General features: G+C 62.5%; 21 protein-coding genes and 5 tRNA genes. 1 reads left to right on the top strand and 25 read right to left on the bottom strand.

The features are described from left to right. Positions 1-25: 25 nt before the first annotated feature. The 14 genes from rpoB to SCL_RS11410 all read right to left on the bottom strand — a co-directional run bounded on the left by rpoB (position 26) and on the right by SCL_RS11410 (position 12,656). Positions 26-4,120: a DNA-directed RNA polymerase subunit beta gene (gene rpoB, locus SCL_RS11345; RefSeq protein WP_096361319.1), complete on the bottom strand. Its 4,095-nt coding sequence runs from the start codon at positions 4,118-4,120 to the stop codon at positions 26-28. Positions 4,121-4,287: 167 nt separating this feature from the next. After that, positions 4,288-4,662, bottom strand: coding sequence for a 50S ribosomal protein L7/L12 (rplL, locus tag SCL_RS11350; RefSeq protein ID WP_096361320.1), 375 nt, complete (start codon positions 4,660-4,662; stop codon positions 4,288-4,290). A gap of 42 nt (positions 4,663-4,704) precedes the next feature. Continuing rightward, complete coding sequence (gene rplJ / locus SCL_RS11355; protein ID WP_096361321.1) at positions 4,705-5,232, bottom strand: 50S ribosomal protein L10; 528 nt, start codon at positions 5,230-5,232, stop codon at positions 4,705-4,707. Positions 5,233-5,460: 228 nt separating this feature from the next. Beyond that, positions 5,461-6,144 (bottom strand): 50S ribosomal protein L1, encoded by a 684-nt coding sequence (rplA, locus tag SCL_RS11360; protein WP_096361322.1) that lies wholly within the window; start codon positions 6,142-6,144, stop codon positions 5,461-5,463. A gap of 1 nt (position 6,145) precedes the next feature. Beyond that, entirely contained in the window at positions 6,146-6,577 is a 432-nt protein-coding gene (gene rplK / locus SCL_RS11365) for a 50S ribosomal protein L11 (protein WP_096361323.1), read from the bottom strand. 128 nt (positions 6,578-6,705) lie between these two features. Further along, positions 6,706-7,239: a transcription termination/antitermination protein NusG gene (nusG, locus tag SCL_RS11370; RefSeq protein WP_096361324.1), complete on the bottom strand. Its 534-nt coding sequence runs from the start codon at positions 7,237-7,239 to the stop codon at positions 6,706-6,708. Between the two features lie 13 nt (positions 7,240-7,252). Beyond that, complete coding sequence (gene secE, locus SCL_RS11375) at positions 7,253-7,594, bottom strand: preprotein translocase subunit SecE (protein ID WP_197702618.1); 342 nt, start codon at positions 7,592-7,594, stop codon at positions 7,253-7,255. Between the two features lie 27 nt (positions 7,595-7,621). Beyond that, positions 7,622-7,697 (bottom strand) — tRNA-Trp (locus SCL_RS11380). A 75-nt stretch (positions 7,698-7,772) separates the two neighbouring features. After that, a complete protein-coding gene (gene tuf / locus SCL_RS11385; RefSeq protein ID WP_096361314.1) occupies positions 7,773-8,963 on the bottom strand; it encodes an elongation factor Tu in 1,191 nt (396 codons plus the stop codon). Positions 8,964-9,028: 65 nt separating this feature from the next. Further along, positions 9,029-9,104: transfer RNA gene (locus tag SCL_RS11390), tRNA-Thr, on the bottom strand. A 25-nt stretch (positions 9,105-9,129) separates the two neighbouring features. Beyond that, positions 9,130-9,203 (bottom strand) — tRNA-Gly (locus SCL_RS11395). 66 nt (positions 9,204-9,269) lie between these two features. Beyond that, positions 9,270-9,354 (bottom strand) — tRNA-Tyr (locus SCL_RS11400). Positions 9,355-9,447: 93 nt separating this feature from the next. After that, a complete protein-coding gene (locus SCL_RS11405; protein WP_096361325.1) occupies positions 9,448-11,733 on the bottom strand; it encodes an aconitate hydratase in 2,286 nt (761 codons plus the stop codon). 464 nt (positions 11,734-12,197) lie between these two features. Further along, the gene (locus SCL_RS11410; RefSeq protein WP_096361326.1) at positions 12,198-12,656 is read right to left on the bottom strand and encodes a C-GCAxxG-C-C family protein; all 459 of its coding nucleotides are present in this window, start codon (positions 12,654-12,656) and stop codon (positions 12,198-12,200) included. Between the two features lie 125 nt (positions 12,657-12,781). Here SCL_RS11410 and SCL_RS11415 point away from each other — a divergent pair, with 125 nt between their 5' ends. Then, positions 12,782-13,663: a LysR family transcriptional regulator gene (locus SCL_RS11415; RefSeq protein WP_096361327.1), complete on the top strand. Its 882-nt coding sequence runs from the start codon at positions 12,782-12,784 to the stop codon at positions 13,661-13,663. Between the two features lie 18 nt (positions 13,664-13,681). Here SCL_RS11415 and SCL_RS14155 read toward each other — a convergent pair whose 3' ends face one another. From SCL_RS14155 to SCL_RS11465, 11 genes are all read right to left on the bottom strand, one after another. Continuing rightward, the gene (locus SCL_RS14155) at positions 13,682-13,903 is read right to left on the bottom strand and encodes a hypothetical protein (RefSeq protein ID WP_148665085.1); all 222 of its coding nucleotides are present in this window, start codon (positions 13,901-13,903) and stop codon (positions 13,682-13,684) included. A gap of 3 nt (positions 13,904-13,906) precedes the next feature. Continuing rightward, positions 13,907-13,982: transfer RNA gene (locus tag SCL_RS11420), tRNA-Thr, on the bottom strand. Between the two features lie 201 nt (positions 13,983-14,183). Next, positions 14,184-14,918, bottom strand: coding sequence for a hypothetical protein (locus tag SCL_RS11425; protein WP_096361328.1), 735 nt, complete (start codon positions 14,916-14,918; stop codon positions 14,184-14,186). Continuing rightward, complete coding sequence (locus SCL_RS11430; RefSeq protein WP_096361329.1) at positions 14,915-15,655, bottom strand: type III pantothenate kinase; 741 nt, start codon at positions 15,653-15,655, stop codon at positions 14,915-14,917. The genes SCL_RS11425 and SCL_RS11430 overlap by 4 nt, the downstream gene beginning before the upstream one ends. A 14-nt stretch (positions 15,656-15,669) precedes the next feature. Beyond that, positions 15,670-16,653 carry a bifunctional biotin--[acetyl-CoA-carboxylase] ligase/biotin operon repressor BirA gene (gene birA / locus SCL_RS11435; protein WP_096361330.1) on the bottom strand — a complete coding sequence of 328 codons (984 nt, stop codon included), beginning with the start codon at positions 16,651-16,653 and terminating at the stop codon, positions 15,670-15,672. 90 nt (positions 16,654-16,743) lie between these two features. Then, a complete protein-coding gene (locus SCL_RS11440) occupies positions 16,744-17,187 on the bottom strand; it encodes a universal stress protein (protein WP_096361331.1) in 444 nt (147 codons plus the stop codon). Positions 17,188-17,228: 41 nt separating this feature from the next. Continuing rightward, positions 17,229-18,545 carry an ArsB/NhaD family transporter gene (locus tag SCL_RS11445; RefSeq protein WP_096361332.1) on the bottom strand — a complete coding sequence of 439 codons (1,317 nt, stop codon included), beginning with the start codon at positions 18,543-18,545 and terminating at the stop codon, positions 17,229-17,231. 196 nt (positions 18,546-18,741) lie between these two features. Further along, positions 18,742-19,617 (bottom strand): 2-hydroxy-3-oxopropionate reductase, encoded by an 876-nt coding sequence (locus SCL_RS11450; protein ID WP_096361961.1) that lies wholly within the window; start codon positions 19,615-19,617, stop codon positions 18,742-18,744. Positions 19,618-19,727: 110 nt separating this feature from the next. After that, complete coding sequence (locus SCL_RS11455; protein WP_096361333.1) at positions 19,728-21,089, bottom strand: amidase; 1,362 nt, start codon at positions 21,087-21,089, stop codon at positions 19,728-19,730. Continuing rightward, positions 21,090-22,061: a 2-hydroxyacid dehydrogenase gene (locus SCL_RS11460; protein ID WP_096361334.1), complete on the bottom strand. Its 972-nt coding sequence runs from the start codon at positions 22,059-22,061 to the stop codon at positions 21,090-21,092. Positions 22,062-22,067: 6 nt separating this feature from the next. Continuing rightward, positions 22,068-24,143, bottom strand: a complete 2,076-nt coding sequence (locus SCL_RS11465; RefSeq protein ID WP_096361962.1) for a TRAP transporter large permease — start codon at positions 24,141-24,143, stop codon at positions 22,068-22,070. Between the last annotated feature and the right edge of the window lies 1 nt (position 24,144).

Raw genomic sequence — 24,144 nt, forward strand, 5'->3', positions numbered from 1 at the left:
GTTCCGGCCTGATCGAGCCCGGGGCCTACTCTTTGTCCAGCTCCAGCTCCATGTCGATGCCGAGCGCGCGGATTTCCTTCACCAGCACGTTGAAGGATTCGGGCATGCCCGGTTCCATGCGATGGTCGCCCTTGACGATGTTCTCGAACATCTTGGTGCGGCCCATGACGTCGTCGGACTTGACCGTGAGCATTTCCTGCAGCGTGTACGAGGCGCCATAGGCCTCGAGCGCCCACACTTCCATTTCGCCGAAGCGCTGGCCGCCGAACTGGGCCTTGCCGCCGAGCGGCTGCTGCGTGACCAGCGAGTACGGACCGGTCGAGCGCGCGTGCATCTTGTCGTCCACCAGGTGGTTGAGCTTGAGCATGTACATGTAGCCCACCGTCACCGGGCGGTCGAAGGCCTCGCCGGTACGCCCGTCCCACAGCGTGGTCTGGCCGGAGGGCGGCAGGCCCGCCATAACCAGCATTTCCTTGATCTCTTCTTCCGCCGCGCCGTCGAACACCGGCGTCGCCACCGGCACGCCCTTGCGCAGGTTGCGCGCGAGCTCGAGGATCTCGTCGTCGGTCAGCGACTTGATGTCTTCCTTGCGCCCGCTCTTGCCGATGTGGTTGTAGATCCGGTCGATGAAGCGGCGGATTTCCTCGGCCTTGCGCTGTTCTTCCAGCATCTTGCCGATCTGGGCGCCCAGCTCATGCGCCGCCCAGCCGAGATGGGTTTCCAGTACCTGGCCCACGTTCATGCGCGAGGGCACACCGAGCGGGTTCAGCACGATGTCCGCCGGGGTGCCGTCCGCCGTGTAGGGCATGTCCTCGACCGCGACGATGCGCGAGATCACGCCCTTGTTGCCGTGGCGTCCGGCCATCTTGTCGCCGGGCTGCAGGCGGCGCTTCACGGCGACATAGACCTTGACCATCTTGAGCACGCCCGGCGCCAGATCGTCGCCCGAGGTGAGCTTGACCTTCTTCTCGGTGAATTTCTGGTCGAACAGATCCTTCTGCTTCGCCAGGTAGCCGCGGATCTGCTCCAGGGCCTGCGAGGCCTCCTCGTTCTTGAGGCGGATGTCGAACCACTTGTTGCGCGACAGCTCGTCGAGATAGGTCTTGGTGATCTTGTCGCCGTTCTTCAGGCCCGCGGGGCCACCGTCGGCGACCTTGCCGATCAGCTGGCGCTCGAGGCGCGCGAACGCGTCGTTTTCCAGGATGCGGTACTGGTCGTCGAGATCCTTGCGGATGCTGGCCAGTTCCGACTCCTCGATGCTCTTGGCGCGCGCGTCCTTCTCCACGCCCTCGCGCGTGAACACCTGCACGTCGATGACCGTGCCGGAGATGCCGGACGGCACGCGCAGGCTCGTGTCCTTCACGTCCGAGGCCTTCTCGCCGAAGATCGCGCGCAGCAGTTTCTCTTCCGGGGTCAACTGGGTCTCGCCCTTGGGCGTGACCTTGCCGACCAGGATGTCGCCGGCGTCGACCTCGGCGCCGATGTAGACGATGCCGGACTCGTCGAGCTTGGCCAGCGCGGTTTCGCCCACGTTCGGGATGTCGCGCGTAATCTCCTCGGGTCCGAGCTTGGTGTCGCGCGCCACCGTCTGCAGTTCCTCGATATGGATGGTGGTGAAATAGTCGTTCTCCACCACGCGCTCGGAAATGAGGATCGAGTCCTCGAAGTTGTAGCCGTTCCACGGCATGAACGCGACCAGGATGTTGCGTCCCAGCGCGAGCTCGCCCATGTCGGTGCTCTGGCCGTCGGCCAGCACGTCGCCGCTGGCGATGATGTCGCCCACCCGCACCAGCGGCTTCTGGTTGATGTTGGTGTTCTGGTTCGAGCGCGTGTATTTGGTCAGGTTGTAAATGTCGACACCGACCTCGCCCGGCTTGGTTTCGTCGTCGTTGACGCGCACCACAATGCGCGAGGCGTCCACGGAGTCCACCAGGCCGCCGCGCTTGGCGACCACGGTGGCACCCGAATCGATCGCCACGATGCGCTCGATGCCGGTGCCGACCAGCGGCTTTTCGGTCTGCAGGCAGGGCACGGCCTGGCGCTGCATGTTCGAACCCATGAGGGCGCGGTTGGCGTCGTCGTGCTCAAGGAACGGAATCAGCGAGGCCGCCACCGACACGATCTGCGACGGCGCCACGTCGATGTACTCCACCTTGTCCGGCGTGGACAGCATGAACTCGTTCTTGAAGCGGCACGACACCAGCTCGTCGATCAGGTGACCGCGGCTGTCGAGCGTGGCGTTCGCCTGCGCGATCATGAATTTGCTCTCTTCGATGGCCGAGAGGTAATTCACCTCGTCCGCCACCTTGCCGTTGTTGACCTTGCGATACGGCGTCTCGAGGAAGCCGTATTCATTGGTGCGGGCATAGACCGCGAGCGAGTTGATCAGGCCGATGTTCGGGCCTTCCGGCGTTTCGATCGGGCACACGCGTCCGTAATGCGTCGGATGTACGTCGCGCACCTCGAAGCCGGCGCGTTCGCGCGTCAGGCCGCCGGGTCCGAGGGCCGAGACGCGGCGCTTGTGCGTGATCTCGGACAGCGGATTGGTCTGGTCCATGAACTGCGACAGCTGGCTGGAGCCGAAGAATTCCTTGATCACCGCCGACACCGGCTTGGCGTTGATCAGCTCCTGCGGCATCAGACCCTCGGACTCCGCCAGCGACAGACGCTCCTTCACGGCGCGCTCGACGCGCACCAGGCCGACGCGGAACTGGTTTTCCGCCAGCTCGCCCACGGAACGCACGCGGCGGTTGCCGAGATGGTCGATGTCGTCGATCTCGCCCTTGCCGTTCTTGAGCTCGATCAGGATTTTCATCGCGTCGACGATGTCTTCCTTGGTCAGAATGCCCGGGCCTTCGTCGGAGCCGCGACCGACGCGGCGGTTGAATTTCATGCGGCCGACCGCGGACAGGTCGTAGCGGTCGGGGCTGAAGAACAGGTTGTTGAACAGCGTCTGGGCGGCGTCGCGCGTCGGCGGCTCGCCGGGGCGCATCATGCGATAGATTTCGATCTGGGCCTCGAGCGCGTCGCGCGTCGGGTCCAGGCGCAGGGTGTCGGAGATGAACGAACCCTGGTCGAGGTCGTTGGTGTAGATCGTCTTGACCTCGCCGATGCCGGCCTCGAACAGCTTGTCGATCAGGTCCTTGGAAACCAGGTCGTTGGCCTGCGCCAGCAGTTCGCCGGTCTGCGGGTGAATCACGTCCTCGGCCAGCGAGCGGCCGATGAGGAAGCTCGGTTCAATGGTCAGTTGCTTGAGCTTGGACTTCTCCAGCTCGCGCACATGACGTCCGGAAATGCGCCGGTTGGCCTCGATGATGACCTCGCCCTTCGGAGTCTTCACGTCGAACTCGAACTGCATGCCGCGCAGCCGGTTGGGGATCAGGTCGAGCCGGATTTCGTTCTTCACCAGATGGAAGCTGTCGGTCTCGAAAAAGGTCGCCAGGATTTCCTGGGTCGACATGCCGATGGCGCGCAGCAGGATCGTGGCCGCCAGCTTGCGGCGGCGGTCGATGCGCACGTACAGGTAATCCTTGGGGTCGAACTCGAAATCGAGCCACGAGCCGCGGTAGGGAATCACGCGTGCCGAGAACAGCAGCTTGCCGGACGAATGCGTCTTGCCGTAATCGTGCTCGAAGAACACGCCCGGCGAACGGTGCAGCTGCGAGACGATGACGCGCTCGGTGCCGTTGATCACGAACGTGCCGTTGTCGGTCATGAGCGGGATTTCACCCATGTACACTTCCTGCTCCTTGATGTCGCGCACGGTCTTGGTGCCGGTGGCCTCGTCCTTCTCGAACACCACCAGGCGCAGCAGCGCGCGCAGCGGCGCCGCGTAGATCAGGCCGCGTTGCTGGCATTCCTTGACGTCGAACGCCGGTATGCCGAGACGATAGCTGACGAATTCCAGCGCCGCGTTGCCGTTGTAACTCTCGATCGGAAACACCGTCTTGAAGGCGGCCTGCAGACCCTGGTCGATCCGCTGCTCCGGCGGCGTTTCCGCCTGCAGGTACTGGCGATAGGATTCCTTCTGGATTTCGAGCAGATAGGGAACCTTCAGAACGCCGGGGCGTTTGCCAAAGTTCTTGCGGATGAGTTTCTTCTCGGTGAATGAGTAGGTCATGTTTCCTCGACTCTCTATAAGAGAAACAGCGTCACGGACCGGTACAACCGACGACGTTTACTTGAAACACGGGACAGCGCCGGCGGCATTACACCACCGGCGCAACCCGCATGGACTGCGCACAGATTCACCCGCCGACAACGGATGAACCGCCAACCTGCACCAGGTTACTTGAGCTCAACCTTGGCGCCGGCGGCCTCGAGTTCCTTCTTCATCTTCTCGGCGTCGGCCTTGGGCACGGCTTCCTTCACGGTCTGCGGTGCGCCTTCCACCAGGTCCTTGGCTTCCTTCAGACCCAGGGTGGTCACGGCACGGACGGCCTTGATGACAGCAACCTTGTTGTCGCCCGAAGCGGTCAGGATCACGTCGAATGCGTCCTTGGCTTCGGCCGGGGCCGCGGCAGCGGCGGCGGCCGGGGCGGCCACGGCAACGGCGGCGGCGGAAACGCCGAACTTGGTTTCCATTTCCTTGATCAACTCGGACAGCTCCAGCACTGACATGCTGGAAATGGTATTAAGAATCTCTTCTTTCGAAACGGCCATGATGAAATCTCCTGAATAAAGTCTTGAAAATATATTGATCGGTCAGGCGGCGCTGGCCTTGGCATCGCGCACGGCGGCCAGGGCCCGTACGAACTTCGCCGGGACCTCGTTCAAGGTCTGGACGAACTTCTGGACCGGCGCCTGCATGGTGCCGAGGAGCTGTGCCAGCAATTGCTCGCGTCCGGGCAGAACGGCCAAGGCCTTGATCTGCTCCAGGGACATAAGCTTGCCGCCCATGGCGCCGGCCTTGATCTTGAGCGCCGCGTTGTCTTTGGCGAACTCGCTCAGGATCTTGGCCACCGTCACGGGATCGGACGACACCGCGAACGCCAGCGGACCAACCATCTGGTCCTGGAGGCATTCGAAGCTCGTCCCTTGCACGGCGCGCCGGGCGAGTGTGTTCTTCACGACGCGCAGATAGACCTTGCCGTCATGCGCCTTGCGGCGCAACGTGGTCATCTGGGCAACGGACAGCCCACGGTACTCGGCCAGCACTGCCGCCTGCGCGTCCGTCAGCTTCCCGGACACCTCGGCGACCACCGCCTTTTTATCGTCTAATGTCAGACTCATATGAGTCACCTCCGATTGCTACATCACTAAGGCAACGGCGACCTTTTCAGGAGGTAATCCTGTGTCGGGCACACCGTCTGCGCAGGCAGTTTCCATTAAGCTTCGGCGTTAACCACTCACCTCGGCGCCTGCGGTCTTTGACTTCGCTGCACACCAAACTGCGGCGCGCAGCGTCCCAAAGTCACTTATGAACGCGGTTGGCAAGCCAACCGCGTTACAACAATTTAATTACAATCCCGACGTGTCCAGGCGGATGCCCGGGCCCATCGTGGTGGATAGCGTCACCTTCTTCAGGAACACGCCCTTGGCGGTCGCGGGCTTGACCTTGTTCAGCGCCGCCATCAGCGACAGGAAATTCTCCTTGAGCGCGTCCACCTCGAACGAGGCCTTGCCGATGGCGCAGTGCACCAAGCCGGCCTTGTCGGTGCGGAACTGGACCTGACCGGCCTTGGCGCTTTCAACCGCCTTGGCCACGTTGGGCGTCACCGTGCCGACCTTCGGGTTCGGCATCAGTCCGCGCGGGCCGAGGATCTGGCCCAGCTGACCGACGACGCGCATGGCCTCGGGCGTGGCAATGGCGAGGTCGAAATCGATCTTGCCCTGCTTGATGGTGTCCGCCAGGTCCTGGAAACCGACGATGTCGGCGCCGGCCTTTTTGGCGGCTTCGGCGGCGACACCTTCGGCGAATACCGCCACGCGCACCTTCTTGCCGGTGCCGCGCGGCATGACGGCCGTACCGCGCACGTTCTGTTCCGACTTCTTGGCGTCGACGCCGAGATTGATGGACACGTCCACCGATTCGTCGAACTTGGCGCTGGCCGTCGTCTTGAGAATCTTCAATGCTTCGTCGAGCGGATAATTCTTCATCCGGTCCACTTTCGCGAGCTGGGCTTTCAGGCGTTTACCGGCCATGTCACACCCCCTCGCATTCCACGCCCATCTGGCGTGCGCTGCCCGCGATGATTTTCACCGCGGTATTGAGATCGTAACAATTGAGATCGGGCATCTTGATCTTGGCGATTTCCTCGATCTGCTTGCGCGACAGCTTGCCGACCTTCTCCTTGAGCGCGTTGCCGCTGCCGGACTCGAGCCCGAGCGCCTTCTTGATCAGCACCGACGCCGGCGGCGTCTTGGTGATGAAGGTGAAGCTCTTGTCGCTGAAGGCCGTGATGATGACCGGAATAGGCATGCCCTTTTCCATCTTCTGGGTCGCTGCATTGAACTGCTTGCAGAACTCCATGATGTTCAGGCCATGCTGACCGAGCGCCGGTCCCACCGGCGGGGACGGATTGGCCGACCCGGCCGGTACCTGCAACTTGATGTACGCCGAAACTTTCTTTGCCACAATTTACTCCTTACGGGTGCAAGCGGCTGTTGTCAGCCTCCCCGCGGTTACTTCGAGTTAAAAGTGAAAAGTTAAAAGTACAAAGTGAAAAACCATTCACTTTTCACTCTTCACTTTTCACTGCCTTCCTACGCCTTCTCGACCTGACTGAACTCCAGCTCCACCGGCGTCTGGCGTCCGAAAATCGACACCGACACCTTGAGCTTGTTCTTTTCGTAATTGACGTCCTCGACCGTGCCGTTGAAATCCTGGAACGGACCGTCGATGACGCGCACCTGCTCGCCGGCCATGAACGAGAATTTCGGGCGCGGTTTCTCCACGCCTTCCTGCACCTGCCGCAGGATCGCCTCGGCCTCCTTGTCGGTGATCGGCGTCGGCTTGCTGCCGGAACCGCCGATGAAACCGCTCACCTTGGGCACGTCCTTCACGAGGTGCCAGGTTTCGTCGTCCATTTCCATTTTCACGAGCACGTAGCCCGGGAAGAACTTGCGTTCGCTGGTGCGTTTCTGGCCGCTTTTCATTTCCACGACCTCTTCGGTCGGCACCAGGATCTCGCCGAACTTCTCTTCCATGCCGGCGTTGCGGATGTGCTCCTTGAGCGAGCGCACCACGGCCTTCTCGAAGCCGGAATAGGTGTGCACCACGTACCAGCGCATCGTCATCGAATTTCCGCTCCTATCCCGTAACCACTCTGACTATCTTGTGCAGGCCCCAGTCGATCACCCACATGTAAACCGCCACCAGGATCACCATGACGAACACGATCAGCGTCACCTGCATGGTTTCCTTCCGGGCCGGCCACACGACCTTGCGCAATTCAAGACGCGCACCCTTGGTGAACTCCCAGGTACTGCGTCCGAACGCCGTCGGCGCGACGACAATCACCGCCAGCACGGCCGCCGCCAGTACGATGGCGACCTGGACCAGGGCCGGTTTGTCGCCGAAGTAATAGAAACCCCCGATGCCGCCTGCCACGATCAGCACCGCGAGTATCAGTTTCAGTTTGTCCGCTGTCACTACTAAATTCCTTCGTTGCCAGTCAATTGGCAGGCCAGGAGGGTCTCGAACCCCCAACCTGCGGTTTTGGAGACCGCCGCTCTACCAATTGAGCTACTGGCCTAAAACGGTTTCAGGTTTCACGATTAAGGTTTCAGGTTCCCGACATGCAACCTGAAACCTGTAACATGAAACACTTCTATTCAATCACCTTCGCCACCACCCCCGCCCCCACGGTCCGGCCGCCTTCGCGAATGGCGAAGCGCAGGCCCTGTTCCATGGCGATGGGGTTGATCAGGGTGACGACCATCTTGATGTTGTCGCCGGGCATGACCATCTCGGTGCCGCTCGGCAGTTCGCAGGAGCCGGTCACGTCGGTGGTTCTAAAGTAGAACTGCGGGCGGTAGCCCTGGAAGAACGGGGTGTGTCGTCCGCCTTCTTCCTTGGTCAGTACGTACACCTCGGCTTCGAACTTGGTGTGCGGGGTGATGCTGCCGGGCTTGGCCAGGACCTGGCCGCGTTCGACTTCTTCGCGCTTGGTGCCGCGCAGGAGCACGCCGACGTTGTCGCCGGCTTCGCCCTGATCCAAGAGTTTCCGGAACATCTCCACGCCGGTGACGGTGGTCTTGGTGGTGGGCTTGATGCCGACGATCTCGATTTCATCGCCCACTTTGACGATGCCGCGTTCGATTCTGCCGGTGACGACGGTGCCGCGGCCGGAGATGGAGAACACGTCTTCGATGGGCATGAGGAAGGGGCCGTCGATGGCGCGCTGGGGCTGCGGGATATAGGAGTCCAGGGCCTCGGACAGTTTCACGATCGAGGGTTCGCCGAGTTCGGACTGGTCGCCTTCGAGGGCTTTCAGGGCGCTGCCGATGACGATCGGGGTCTTGTCGCCGGGGAAGCCGTATTTGGTGAGCAGGTCTTTGACTTCTTCCTGGACCAGTTCGAGGAGGTCTTTGTCGTCGACCATGTCGGCCTTGTTCAGGTACACGACGATGTAGGGCACGCCGACCTGGCGGGCCAGCAGGATATGTTCGCGGGTCTGGGGCATGGGGCCGTCGGCGGCGGACACCACCAGGATGGCGCCGTCCATCTGGGCGGCGCCGGTGATCATGTTCTTGACGTAGTCGGCGTGGCCCGGGCAGTCGACGTGGGCGTAGTGGCGCTTCTCCGACTGGTATTCCACGTGGGTGGTGGAGATGGTGATGCCGCGCTCGCGTTCTTCCGGGGCGTTGTCGATCTGGTCGTAGTTCCGGACCTCGCCGCCGAACTTGGCGGCCAGCACCTTGGTCAGGGCCGCGGTGAGCGTGGTCTTGCCGTGGTCGACGTGGCCGATGGTGCCGACGTTGAGGTGCGGTTTGGTGCGGGAGAATTTTTCCTTGGACACGGGATGCCTCTTTTATTTCTCGCTATGAGTTAAAAATGTGTTCTGCAATCACTTGTCAAAAAATCTGGAGCCCATAATCGGAATCGAACCGATGACCTCTTCCTTACCAAGGAAGTGCTCTACCGACTGAGCTATATGGGCGATATTCAAAAAGCCCAGCCTGAACTGGAGCGGGTAGCGGGAATCGAACCCGCATCATCAGCTTGGAAGGCTGAGGTTCTACCATTGAACTACACCCGCTTTGGATGTTTGTTTATAGATGAACCCGCCCCGCCCTTCTTCGCACAGTTCATCTCGCCCCCAACCTGGTGGAGGGGGGTGGATTCGAACCACCGAAGGCAGAGCCGTCAGATTTACAGTCTGATCCCTTTGGCCGCTCGGGAACCCCTCCGGAAAAAATGAAGCCGCAAATTTTGCGGGAGTAACCCCGCATTGTCAACCGATATCCTTGATTTTTTGAACAATCTCCCATGCTTCCCCGCGACTAAGCGCCGCGGGACTGCTGGGTGCGGATAAGGTTCAGTGCCGAGCCGGCCTGGAACCAGGCGATCTGGTCTGAAGTCAGGCTGTGCAAGGCATAAAACCTCTCCTGACTGCCATCCGCATGGGCAATTTTGACCTCGATTTTCTGCCCGGGCGTCAGCTTATCGAGCCCCAGAATGGCCAGGCGGTCATCCCGGCGGATACGCTCGTAATCCGCGGGATCGGCAAAGGTCAGCGGTAATACCCCCTGCTTTTTGAGATTGGTCTCATGAATCCGGGCAAAACTGCGCACCAGCACCACGCGGCATCCGAGATACCGGGGGCTCATGGCGGCGTGTTCGCGCGAGCTGCCCTCGCCGTAATTGCGGTCGCCCACCGCCACCCAGCCGAGCCCCCCGGCTTTATAGGCGCGGGCGATTTTTTGCAGCTCCTCGCCGGCCTGCCCGGTCAGGACGTTGAAACCGGTACCCGGCTTGTCGGTAAAGGCGTTTTCCGCCCCGGAGAACATGTTGTCGCTGATGCGATCGAGATGGCCGCGGAACTTGAGCCAGGGGCCGGCCGGTGAAATATGGTCGGTGGTACATTTGCCGCGCGCCTTCAGCAATACCGGCAGGTTCTGATAACCCGCGACCTTGTCCACCGGCTCGAACGGCTCAAGCAGGGCCAGGCGCTCGCTCTTGGGATTCACCGTCACGCTGGCCGAACCCGCCTGCTCCGCGGGCGCCACATAGCCGTCGCGGCCGGCGTCGAAGCCCTTGAGCGGCAGCTCGGCGGCGCTCGGCGCCTCGAGCTTGAGCAGGTTGCCGTCAAATATCACGCCCTCGTGGATCGGGTCGGAATCGAGCCGCCCGGTCAGGGCATAGGCCACCACCACCTCGGGGCTGGCGATAAAGGCATGCGTGCTCGGGTTACCGTCGTTGCGCTTGGGGAAATTGCGATTGTATGAAGTCAGGATCGAGTTCTTCTCGCCCTTGGCGACGTCGCTACGCTCCCACTGGCCGATGCACGGCCCGCAGGCGTTGGCCAGCACCGTGGCGCCGATGGCCTCGAGATCGGCCAGCAGGCCGTCGCGCTCGATGGTGGCGCGCACCTGCTCCGAACCGGGCGTGACCATGAGCGGCACGCGCGCCTTCAGGCCCCTGGCTTTCGCCTGGCGCGCGACATGCGCGGCGCGGCCGATGTCTTCATACGAAGAATTGGTGCAACTGCCGATGAGGGTGGCCGTGAGCCCGGCCGGATAGTCGTGCGCGTGCACGTCGGCCGTCATGCGCGACACCGGGCGCGCCAGATCGGGCGTGTGCGGACCGACCACGTGCGGTTCGAGCTGCGACAGATCGATCTCGACGATTTCGTCATAGTGCTTTTCCGGATGCGCCAGCACCTCGGCGTCGGCGGTCAGATGCTCGGCGAGGCTGGAGGCGAGGCTCGCGATCTCGGCGCGGCCGGTAGCGCGCAAGTAATCGGCCATGCGCTTGTCGAACGGGAACACCGACGTGGTCGCGCCCAGCTCCGCGCCCATGTTGGTCACGGTGGCCTTGGCGGTGCAGGAAAGCGATGCCGTGCCGTCGCCGAAATATTCGATGATCTTGTTGGTGCCGCCGGCTACCGTCAGCATGCCGGCGAGCTTGAGGATCACGTCCTTGCCGCTGGTCCAGCCCGAGAGTTTTCCCGTCAGGCGCACGCCGACGAGTTTCGGCCACAGCAGTTCCCACGGCATGCCGACCATGACGTCCACGGCGTCGGCGCCGCCGACGCCGATCGCCAGCATGCCGAGACCGCCGGCGTTGGGCGTGTGCGAATCGGTGCCGATGATGAGACCACCGGGAAAAGCATAATGCTCGAGGATCACCTGGTGGATGATGCCGGAACCCGGCTTCCAGAAACCCATGCCATAGCGGGCCGAGGCCGAGGCCAGGAAGTCGTAAACCTCTTTGTTCGTGCTCTCAGCCACCTCAAGATCTTTAATCGCGCCGACCTTGGCGCGGATAAGGTGATCGCAATGCACCGTGGTGGGCACCGCCGCCTCGCTCTTCCCCGCCGTCATGAATTGCAGAATCGCCATCTGCGCGGTGGCGTCCTGCATGGCCACGCGGTCGGGATGCAGCCCGACGGTGGTCTGGCCGCGCTCGGGCAGGCCGGCCGCCAGATCGGCCTTGTGCGCGAACAGGATTTTCTCTGCCAGCGTCAGCGGCCGGGCGGCACGGGCGCGCACCGCGGCCATGCGTTCGGGCAGGGATTTATAGTAGTTGCGGACCGTGACGACCGCGTCAGCAGGAGTCTTTTCCATGCGAAATATCGGGAAAACCAGCTCGTGAAAGGGGCGGGATTGTAATTCATCGCGCGGGCTTAGGCCATGCCGCCCACCTGCCACTGCGACCAGACGGCTCTTTAATGAGGTCGCAATTTGCGACCTCATATTTTACAGACGAGGATATGAGTGGAGCTCGCAGAGGGGTGAGCCGGGGTTTTCGCGAGCGTCCAGTGGGTGAGCGGCGCTAGCCGCGAACGCCCGCCCAGGGATGGGCGGGCTGGGCTTCGTGCGAAGCAAGGATTGCGAAGCACGAAGCTCGCGCCGGCGCCCGGGATGAGAATCATTGCAAGCAATCTTGTCTTAGATTTATACCCACCGATGAAGAGTGGGCCGAGCTGGCGGCTTCTGCTGCGGAAGGCCTTTAAGCGACATGATCACCAAGCTGGTGCAGCCCCGTGGCGCTCACCCATGCCGCATGCGGCAGGGTGAACAGAGACTCGCTACTTGGCGGGTTTCGGATTTCGACTAATGATGCCTTCCACTATTCCGACGGCATCCTCGACATATCTTAAGCACTGTGTCAGCTTGACGTCCTTCTCCATAAATTCCTTCAGACCTTCTTCGCTGAACACGTTGAGCCCGATAAGCTCATGACAGTTAAGCTTGCCATGGCGGGCTTTGAATTCCTCGACAAATCTGCCGACTTTTTCAAAAGTGTTTTGAAAGGCTTCTGAATCGTCAGGCTCTGCCATACCATAATGCAAGCCAAGCACCATCAGGGCTCCGGTTACGGCACCACATTCCCCGCCCAGTCCGGAACCCCCAGCAAGCGGATTGGCTATTTTCCGGGCCAGAACCGGATCAAGCCCATAATCTGATGCAAACGCTTCCAGCACGGACTGAGAACAGTGGAATCCTTCCGTGAAACGTTTGGTCGCGATGTCGCATTTCGTATCCATTCCTTACCCCCTTCAAAAGTTGCGCGTTCACCAATCTCTTTGGAATAATGTAGCCAATCGATATATTCGAATCAAACAGATGTTTCCGATAGCAGCAATCGAAAATATCGAACGAGGCCGAACGTATGGAATTACGCCAGCTGAAGACATTTCAAACCGTCGCGCGACTGATGAGCTTCAATCGTGCCGCCAAGATCCTGAACTATTCCCAATCGGCGATTTCAACGCAGATCTCGCTGCTGGAGCAGGAGCTCGACGTCAAGCTCTTTAACCGGCTGGGCAACCGGATCTGTCTCACCGAGGCAGGACGCATGCTGGTGGGCTATTCGCAGAAATTGCTCGATATCGAACAGGAAACATTGTCGAAGGTGTCGGGCAAGGAAGAACCGCAGGGCTCCATCTCCATCCGGATTCCCCAGAGTATCGCCACCTACCTGTTGCCATCGGTGTTGTCCAAGTTTCAGGCCCGTTACCCCAAGGTAGGATTCGATGTCAGCACCTGCGCCTACGAGGCGTTGATCCACGAGACGAAAACAGGGATCACCGACCTCGCGTTCTTGCTGGCAGACAGCATCCCGTTTCCGGAATTGAAAACCGAAGTGCTGAGATTCGAGCGGCTGGTGCTGGTTGCGAGTCCCGACCACCCGCTGTCGGCGCTATCGAGCATGCAGATCAGCGACCTTGCCGGCCAGACGATCCTTTTGCCGAAACACGACTGTAGCTACAAGATGACCTTCCAACAGGCATTGGCCGAGGGAAAGGCTGCGCCGGCGCGCTTCATCGAGCTGAACAGCATAGAGGCCATCAAGCAATGCGTGTTCAAGGGGATTGGGGTGGCCATGTTTCCCCTGTTGGCCATCAGAGAGGAACTCGCTCAACAAACCATGACCATCCTTCCGTGGCCGGACGATCCGCTGGAAACTGGGATATTGATGATCTGGCACAAGGATAAGTGGCTGTCCCCGGTCTTGAAGGACTTTATGGAAACGGTGCGCGAGGTGCTGTAGAGACGCGCACAGGCGCAGTCAGAATAAACCTAACACAGCGGCTAAGCCTTTTTCACGAACTCCGATGTTCATCCCCATTACGCCTATTCTTGCAAGATCTTTATCATAAAAATACTGATAGTTCTTTACATCATCATGAACACGGTGTCCTTCGACGTTCTCGACAAGGACATGAAGTTCTTGCAAGGATGGCGCGGCCGGGGCTTCTGACCGCCACTGATGCATCGCCAGGGATGGCATGTATGGAGCCCGCAGAGGGACTTGAACCCCCGACCGCCTGATTACAAATCAGGTGCTCTACCAACTGAGCTATGCGGGCATAAATCAGAAATCGTTCCTGCCGTCCCTGGCGTTACAGTCCAGCCAGCTGAAACCCCGGCCCGCACATCCCTGTGCGGGCGCTCGGCGGCGCGAGAGTCCACCGGACTCTCGTGAAATCCCCGCCTCACCCAACTGAGCTATGCGGGCACAAAGCGGATACGACATGGCAAGTATAACCGCCCGCGGCGGTGCAGCCCACTCAGCCCGGCGCGTTGTCGCGCAGCCCGGGCGGTTTGGCCGGCGGCGGGCTGCTGCCGGCCGGGCACGCGATTTCCTGCACCTGCACGTCCTTCGCCGCCCAGTCGATCTGCCTGAGCTTGCCCTGCGTTTCCGCCGGCGCCCGCACGGCCACGTCCAGCCAGAAACGCGTGCGCGTCTGCTGAAACGGCTGAATCCTGGCTTGGATTTTTTTGGCCGCCAGTTCGCGCACGCGGCTGGCAGCGTTGGCCTCGACGGTGAACAGGCCGAGGGAGATGGCGTTTTGCATGCCCTCCTCCTGCATCAGCGCATGATCCTTGAACCCAAGCCGGGTGAGTTCCTGGCGCTTGCGTTCCGCGGCCTTCGGGGACGATAGCGGCGGGAGATACACGAGATAACCGGTCACGCTGCGGGTCTCCTCGGCGCGGCGGGAATACGTGAGCGGCAGTTCATTCAGGCGCGTCTCCGCCCGCGCCACGAGATCGACATCCGGAAACGGGCCGATATGGAAACAGGCGGGCGCCACGCTGGCCGTCAATTCCGCATTCGCCGGCGGCGGCTGTTTGCGCGGCACGAGTTTCACGCCCGGTTCGTTTAACAGGCGCATTTTCTCCGGCGCCACCGGTGCACGCGCCGCGCGCGTTTCCTCCACCGGCGCGTCCTGGTACCAGCTGGCCCACATCCACAGCCCGATATTGGCCAGCACCAGCGCGGCGAAAATCCATTTGAGTTTCATAGGCTGTCCGCGATCCGCGCCAGGCCCTTGAGCACCAGGTCCGGCACCATGGTGGCCGGCACGCGCAAATGCGCCGCCAGCGCCGGCGCATCACCGCCGGTGAGAAAAATCTCCATGGGTTTACCGAGGCTGCGCCGGTATTCGTCAATCAGACGTTCCACCGCGCCCGCCAGTCCGAACAGGGTACCGGCCGCCACGCCATCCGCGGTGGCACGGGCGAGACAATCCGCCGCGTTGCCTTCCGCCGGCGCAATGGCCACCGTGCCCCGCGCCAGGCTGTCGCGCAACAGCCGCAAGCCCGGAAAAATCGCGCCGCCAAGAAATTCACCCTTGGCCGACAGTGCCTCCACCGTCACGGCAGTGCCGGCATCCACCACGCACGCCGCCGAATCAGTCAATCCGCGCACACCAATCAGAGCCGCCCAGCGGTCGGCGCCCAATTGTTCCGGTTTGCGATAAAGATTTTTTACGCCGAGCTGCTGCGCTTGCGGACGCACAATATGCGGCGTGACCGACCAGCGCGTCTGCGCCCATCGTTCTAACGCATCCAATCGCTCCGGGCTGGAAACGCTGCATGCGATCACGCGCTGCGGTTTTTCGATTTTTCCCCACGCCTTGTCGAACAAGGATTCGATATTTTTTTCGCTGTCGAGCAAAACCGCATCGGCGCGCCACACTCCGGCAGCGTGTTGCGCCCACTTCAGGCGGCTGTTGCCGAGATCGATTAACAGGTTCATGCAGAATAATGACGTCAGGTGCGGACAGGTCTCAGGCTGACTTCACCGGAATGAAATACCTGCCGGTTCCTGGCCTGACGGACGATCAGGCCGCCGGTTTCGTCGATACCCTCGGCGGTGCCGGTGAACTCGCGCTCGCCCTGGATCAGGCGCACGCGCTTGCCATGGAACAGGTGCTGTTCCTCCCATTCCTCGCGAAACGGCGCAAAGCCCCTGGCCGCGAACAGCTGAAACATGTCCAGCAGGCGGCGCACGACCAGCGCCGCCAGGCGATTGCGATCGGTGGTCTCGCCCATGATGCCCTGCATATCGATCCACGGCTGGTCGATGTGCGCGGCGTCCTGCGGGCTGATGTAGCCATTGATGCCCACGCCGAGGATGACCCGCGTCGGCCCCGCCGCCTCGCCCTGGACATCGACCAGCAACCCGGCGAGCTTGCGATTGTCCCACAGCACGTCATTCGGCCACTTGAGCCCCGCGCCGGACACGCCGTATTGCTCCAGCGCGCGCAACAGTGCGACGCCGGCCGCCAGGCTCAGGCCCGACACCAGGCCGGGTCCGCCAGGAAAACGCCAGGCCATGGACAGCATGAGATTGCAGTAAGGCGTCGTGACCCAGGAACGGCCGCGCCGCCCGCGCCCGCCCGACTGGGCCTCGGCCGCGCAGGTGGCGCCGTTGATGTCCTCGTCCACCGCGACCTGTTCGGCGAGCCAGCGATTGGTGGAATCGACTTCGTCGAGGAGATGCAGGCGGTCACGGACCGATGTTGCCGTCTCGCCCATCAGCTTCAAAATCCGGGAACGATCCAGCAGCGTCAACGGCGATTCAAGTTTGTAGCCGCGGCCGGTCACACGGTGAACCTCGAGACCCGATTGCGCGAGATGATGGACGTTCTTGCAAACCGCGGCGCGCGTGATGCCGAGTTTTTTTCCCAGATCGGTGCCCGAATGAAAGCTGCCATCGGACAACAGCTTCAGGATTTCGGCGCGCGTGGACATGGGGCCATTCTAACAGGGGTCATATCGGTGCGACGAGAACCGCGCCAGGCGCTGACCCGGCGGCACCGCAGCATGCGCAGCGCCGCCAAACTAGCGGGAGACCAGCACCGGAATCCTGGACCGGGTCAGCACCTTCTGGGTCTCGCTGCCGAGCAGCACGCCGGCAAGTCCGTGGCGGCCGTGCGAAGCCATGAAAATAAGATCGCACTTCTGCTGCTTCGCCACGGCGAGGATGGCGTCGGCGGGAAAATCGTTGGTCACGTGGATGCACCGGCAGCGGACGCCTGCGTGTTTGGCCGCCTGCTCGATGATGCCGAGGTATCTGGCCGCCGTCTTCTCGATCATCTCGGCGTGCTCCTGCGGCGTCATGTAGTCGACCGGCACGAAGTCCCTGTACACCACGGGGGTGGCGGGCGGGGCGGCGAACAAGCCGGTAACCCTGGCACCGAGCGATTTGGCGAGCTTCACGCCATTGGCGATCGCCTTGCGCGAAAGCGCGGAGCCGTCCGTCGGGATCAGTATGTGTTTGTACATGTCGTCTCCTTGTCGCTGAAGTTGTGCTGCCGGCATCCCGCTCACTTCATGTAGGGCAGAACCCAGATCAACATCCCGAATGCATAGCATACGCCGGCGGCAACCAGCGTGAACGGCACGCTCCAGGACAGAAACTCGCGCAACGAGACCTTGCGCTGCTCCTCGCGCTCGCAGATGCCCAGCGCGACGAAGAGCGCGGGCGCCCCGGCGATCGTGAGGTTGCTCCCGAGCGTACCTGCCCACACCAGCATCCACCACAGCGGCCATGATTCCACGCCGGCGCTCTTCAAGTCGCGGATCGTGTAGAGGAACGTAAGGATGTAGGCGTCATGCTCGACCATGCCGACGATGGGAACGGTGACCCAGTAGAGCAGCGTGGCGCCCAGCGCCAGGTTCGCCTGAAAGATGGGCGTCAGCCCATGGGCCAGCAACTCGAGTATCTTCATCTTTTCGAGCCCGCCCACGAGGGCAAACAGCGCGATGTAGAAGAAAATCGCGCGCCAGTCGAGGTCCTGAATTATCTCCTCGAATGTGGGCGCCTTCACCCGCTTGCCGAGCAATTCCAGCAACAGCACCAGCGTCACGGCACCGGTGAGCGCGATGAATCCCAGCTTCATCTGCAACACCTCCCGGAAAGCCATAGCCAGCACCGTGAGCAGGAACCACCCCACCACCAGCGTCGCGAACAGCGGGTCCGGGATTCTGGCTTCGATGCCGACGTCCCCGGCTGACGTCACGCGACGCCCGATGGCGCGGAAACCATACGCGTACATGGCACCGAGGGTGATCGCGAAGGTCACCATGAGAATCGGAAACGAGGACGGCCGGCCGAACTGCCAGATGAAATCCCCGAACTCCGCGCCGGAAACACTGTGGAGCATCTGCGGCGGCAGATCACCGAGCAGCAGCGCCGTGCCCATGAAGTTGGCGCTGAAACCGATCATGAGGATGAGGGGCGTGATCGGAATCTTCAGCGCCCGCGCCAGCGGCAGCGCCACCGGCGCCATCATCAGGATGGTCACCACGTTGTCCACGAACATCGAGATCACGCCCGCCAGCACCGAGAGCAGCATGACCAGCAGGCCGGGCCGCCCCCCGGAGAGACGCAACGCCTGCAGCGCGAGCCAGCTTGGCACGCCGGTCTTGCCGAAGTAACCGGCGATGACCCAGATGCTGACGAGGATCGCCATCACGTTCCAGTCCACGTACTGGAAGGCGTCGATCTCGCTCATGACACCGATCCAGATCATCAGCGAGGCTCCCACCATGGCGGCCACGGCATTGTCGACAACGTTGCTGATCACGACCAGGATCGTGACAACGAACACCGCGAGCGCCACCCACTGCATCAAGTCCATGGAAAGGGATTTCCTGAACCGGAGATCTGGCCGAGGCCAACTGGAATGGCAGACAGGCCAACAACACTGGATGAGTTATTAATTTTCGCCTCCCCGAAAAGCCGGTGCATTGCAAATAGCGCACAGCATGACGAAATGATATCTGCATGGCGCGAAGCGGTATAGCCTCGCGCGGTCGCACAGGGGCCTGCTGCGTTCAGCGCGTTCCCGACATCCGCTCGATGACCTTGACGATGGCGCTGGAATCCAGCTCGCCGTCACCGCTGCCCATGAGCGCGTTCAGATGTTGCGCCACCAGCGCCGCGCCCGGCAGGCCGATGCCCAGCCGGTGCGCGTCCTCGATGACGATACGCAGGTCCTTCTGGTGCAGCTTCACCTTGAAACCGGGCTTGAAGTCGTTGTCGAGCATGCGCTGGCCGTGCACTTCCAGGATCTTGCTGCCGGCAAAACCCCCCATCAGCGCCGCGCGCACCCGGGCGGCGTCCACGCCGTTGCGGCGCGCAAAGGTCAACGCCTCACTCACCGCCTCGATCGTGAGCGCCGCCACGATCTGATTGCAGGCCTTGGCCACCTGCCCGGCGCCGTGATCGCCCACGTGCACCACGTTCTTGCCGAGGACGTCGAACAGCGGTTTCACGCGCTGGAAGGTTGTTTCCCTGCCGCCGACCATGATCGACAGGTTGGCATTGATGGCGCCGATCTCGCCACCCGACACCGGCGCATCCAGCATCTCGACGCCGCGCGTCTCCAGCTCCTGCGCCAGCCGGCGTGTGCTGGCCGGCGAGATGGTGCTCATGTCCACAATCACCTGCCCGGCACGCAGCCGATGAATCAGGCCGGTCTCGCCGAGCACGATATTTTCCACGTCGGGCGTGTCCGAGACCATGATGAAAATGATCTCGGCATTCACGGCCACGTCCGCGACCGAACGACAGGCCTGCGCGCCGGCCTCCACCAGCACCTCCATCGTCACCGGCCGGCGCCCGTGCACCCACAGCGCGTGCCCGGCGCGGCGCAGATTCAGCGCCATCGGCCGGCCCATGATCCCGAGCCCGATGAATCCGAGTTTCATCGCCATCGTCGTAGCTCCTTATATGAGTGATTTAGCCACAGAGATCACAGAGCTAATTAATTCAAATACTTTTTTTTCTCTGTGAACTCTGTGTGCTCTGTGGCAAAGAATTATTCATTTATCTCCGGCGGATTATGCCGGAAACCGAGCTGCCCCTGGCACCACTGCGCCACCTGCAACAGGCGCGCATCCTGCAAATAGCCCCCGACCACCTGCAACCCGAGCGGCAGGCCGTGCTCGCCCAGTCCGGAAGGAAGGGTGATCGCCGGCACGCCGCACAACGTCCAGATGGTGCAGAACTGGGGATCGCCGGTGTGCGCCAGCGTGGCCGGGGCCTCGCCGCGCGCCGGCGGCGTCAGCACGGCGTCGTAACGATGCATGAAATCGCCCAGCTCGCCACGCAGCCGGGTGCGGCTCTCCAGTGCCGCGTGATACGCGGGCTCCGGAATCTTCAGGCCCTCGTCGATCAGGCGGTTGATCTCGGCGCTCAGAAGGTCGCGATGTTGCTGCTGCAAATGGGCAAACGCCCGCGCGCCCTCGTAGTGCATGATGGTGCGATGCACATCGTGCGCCCCGGCAAAGGCGTCGGGAAGCACGCCGGCTTCGATGGACGCGCCGGCCCGGCGCAGCGCGACAATGCTCCGGGAGAAATTTTCCTGCTGATCGGCGTCCACCAGCGACCAGGCCGACGTGCGCACGGTTGCCAGCCGCGGTGGGTGGAACAGCAACCGGGGGTCGAGCTCGCGCGGTACCTGGGCGAAATCGGACAGGCTGTCGGGGTCGTCCTGCGCATACCCCATCAGGGCGCTCGCCACCACCGCGGCATCCGCCACGTTGCGCGCGAACACCCCGACCTGATCCAGCGTGTGGCTGAACTTGAGAATGCCGGCGCGCGAGATCAGGCCGGCGCTGGGCTTGTAGCCGATCACGCCGCAAAACGCCGCGGGACGGATGACGGAACCGTTGGTCTGGGTGCCGATGGCGGCAGGGACAAAATGCGCCGCCACCGCCGCGGCCGAACCGCTCGAGGAACCGCCCGGCGTGTGCGCCGGGTTCCACGGGTTGCGTGTCTTGCCGGGAACATAATAGGCCAGTTCCGCCGTCACGGTTTTGCCCAGCATCACCGCGCCGGCTTCCTCCAGCCGCCGCACCACGCGTGCGGACAAGGTCGGCAGGTAATCCTCAAAGGCGGGCGAGCCCATGCGCGTCGGCAGGCCCTGCACATCGATAATATCCTTCACGCCGACCGGGATGCCCAGCAGCGCGCCGGGCTGACCAGCCTGCCGGTGGCGATCGGCCGCGCGCGCCCGCTCCAGCGCCGCCTCGGACTTGAGCCAGACCCAGGCTTCGATTTTCGGATCGAGCCGCGCGATCTGCACCAGGCAATCGCGCACCAGGTCCTCGCAGGTGAACCGACCCTCGGCCAGGCCGCGCAGGGCATCCTTGACGCCCAGATGGTGCAGGTCCCCCATTCAGGCGGGCGGCGTCAACAGATTGGGTGGCTTGCCCGTGGTCAGCGCCGCCACCAGATTCTCCGCCGCCAGCATCGCCATGCGGCGGCGCGTGGCCTCGGAAGAGCTGGCGATATGGGGAGTCAACACGACGTTGGTGAGCTTCAGGAAATCCGGATGCAGCGCCGGCTCGTTCTCGAACACGTCGAGGCCGGCGGCGGCGAGGGGGCCGCGCTTCAGCACCTCGATGAGCGCCGCGTCATCGACCACGCCACCGCGCGCGGCGTTGATGAGGATGGCGCCGGGTTTCATTTTCGCGAACTGCGCCGCGCCCAGAATATGATGCGTGGCCGGCGAATACGGCGTGTGCACGGTAAGAATGTCGGCGCGCGCGAGCAGTTCATCCATGTCTACATACGCCGCGTGACAGCTTTTTTCCACTTCCGCCGACAGACGGCGCGAATTGTGGTACAGCACGTTCATGTCGAAACCGCGGGCGCGGCGCGCCACCGCCTGACCGACGCGACCCATGCCGAGGATGCCGAGTGTCGCGTGGTGCACGTCGACGCCGAGGAACTGTTTCAGCTTCCAGCCGGTCCATTGGCCGGCACGCAGGTATTGTTCCGCCTCGGTCACGCGGCGCGCCGTGGCCAGGATCAGCGCCCAGGTGAAATCCGCCGTGGAATCGTCCAGCACACCGGGCGTGTTGGTGGCCATGACACCGCGTGCCTGACAGGCATTGAGATCGATGTTGTTGAAACCAACGGCGATGTTGCACACCGCCCGCAGTTTCGGGCAGCGCGCCAGCAGCACCGCGTCGATGCGCTCGGTGAGTGTGATGAGCGCGCCGTCCTTGCTGCTCAGCCGTTCGGCAAGTTGCGCCGGCGTGAACGGCGTATCGGACGGGTTCGCCTCAACCTCGAAGTGGCGTGCCAGACAATCCAGTGTCTCCGGGAAGACTTCGCGCGTGACGAGTACCTGCAACCGTGTCATGGAGGACTATCTGTCGTAGAGCACGTGCGGGAGCCACAGCCCGATCTCCGGGAACACGTACAACAGCACGATCGCAAGAATCTGGATGCCCATGAACGGCAGCATGCCGCCGAAGATCTGGTTGAGCGTGACATGCGCCGGGGCGACGCCCTTGAGGTAGAACGCCGCCATCGCCACCGGTGGCGACAGGAACGCCGTCTGCAGGTTAAGTGCGACCAGCAGGCCGAAGAACAGCGGGTCGATCTGGAAATGGGTGAGCAGCGGAATGAAGATCGGCATGAAAATGATGATGATCTCGGTCCACTCCAGCGGCCAACCCAGCACGAAGATGATGAACTGCGCCAGGATCAGGAACTGGGTCGGCGTCAGATCGAGCGACAGCACCCATTTCTCGACCACTTCCTGGCCGCCGAGCAGGGCAAAGGCCGCCGAGAAAATGGCCGAACCGACGAACAGCCAGCAGACCATGGCGCTGGTCTTGGCGGTGAGAAACGACGATTCCTTGGTGATCGCACCGAGCTCCTTCACGGTGGCCATGACCGCGCTCGCCGGATTCCTGCCATTGCTTCGCGCCGTGCGCCAATGCTCGAGGAAGCGGTATATTGCCGCGAGCACGAAGCCGCCGAAGGCGCCGATCGCCGCCGCCTCGGTGGGCGTGGCCAGGCCGAACACGATGGAACCGAGCACGGCCAGGATCAGGATCGTCAGCGGAAAGAAAGAGATGAGCAGTCTCTTGAACACCTCATGTCGTTCCCAGTTCCAGCGCAGATAAATGTAGGCGAGAGCCGCGACACAGACTCCGAGCGTGATCCAGAACCCGGTGGGTACCGGCAGGCGCCCGGCTGGCTCGGCAGCCGTGGCCGGCGCTGCCGATTCCGGCGCTGCCGGTGCAATTTCTTCAGCGCCGGGCGGGACGGCCAGCGCTTTCGGTTCTTCCGGCGGCGGTTCCTGAAGCCCCGTTGCTGATTCTTCGGCCGGCGGTTCCTGAAGCCCGGTTCCGGACTCTTCCGGCGGAGGCTCCTGCAATCCCGTTCCCGACTCCTCGGCCTGAGACTGGCCGGCGGAGCCGGCCGACTCCGCTTCAGCATCCGCCGCGAGACCGGCGCCGGTCTCGACCAGCCCCGTAGTATCCACCTTCACCTCCGGCGCCGTCGCCGAGCGGTAGCCGACGGCGAGCAGCGCGACAACCGCGAGCGCCGGGAGCATCATGATCAGCAACTGTACCGCGGCGGTGCGTTTCGTCACGGTGGTGCCGCCACGAAGCGCGCGCGCAACGCCGACCACCGCGTGGCGGCCGCGGCCCGCCAGTTGCTGTGCGAACGCCGGCAGTTCGACGTACCGCTCGCTCTCCGGCAGCGGCGGCATGAGGCTCGGCTTGAGCTTCGCCAATATGATGACGTAAGCCACGTAGAGCCCCGCGAGCATGATGCCGGGGAAAAAGGCGCCGGCGTAGAGCTGCACCACCGAAACGCCGGCAGTGGCGCCATAGACGATCAGCAGGATCGAAGGCGGGATCAAGATGCCGAGACAGCCGCCCGCCGTGATCGCGCCCGCCGACACCGAAACGTTGTAACGCGCCTTGAGCATGGCCGGAAACGCCAGCAGGCCCATCAGTGTCACCACCGCGCCGACGATGCCGGTCGCCGTGGCGAACACGGCGCAGGTGACGATGGTGGCCACCGCCAGCGAACCCGGCACGTCGGCCATAGCGAGGTGCAGGCTCTTGAACAACCTGTCGATCAATGCGGAACGCTCAACCAGGTAACCCATGAACACGAACAACGGCACCGCAGTCAGCACGTCATTCGACATCACGCCGTAAGCGCGCTGCACCATGAGGTCGAGCACCTGCTGTACCGCCAGATCGGGATTGACGCTGCGATACGCCAGCCAGGCGAAAAACACGCCCATGCCCATGAGCGTGAAAGCCGTGGGAAAACCGAGCATGATGGCCACCACGATCAATGCCAGCATGATCAATCCGAGGTGACCGTTGGTGAGATGGCCCCAGGGCGTGAATAGGATCACCATACCGACGATGATCGCCATCAGCGTGAGGCCGAACCAGAGCTCCTTGCGCAGC

It is taken from the genome of Sulfuricaulis limicola, assembly GCF_002355735.1.
Classification (GTDB): domain Bacteria; phylum Pseudomonadota; class Gammaproteobacteria; order Acidiferrobacterales; family Sulfurifustaceae; genus Sulfuricaulis; species Sulfuricaulis limicola.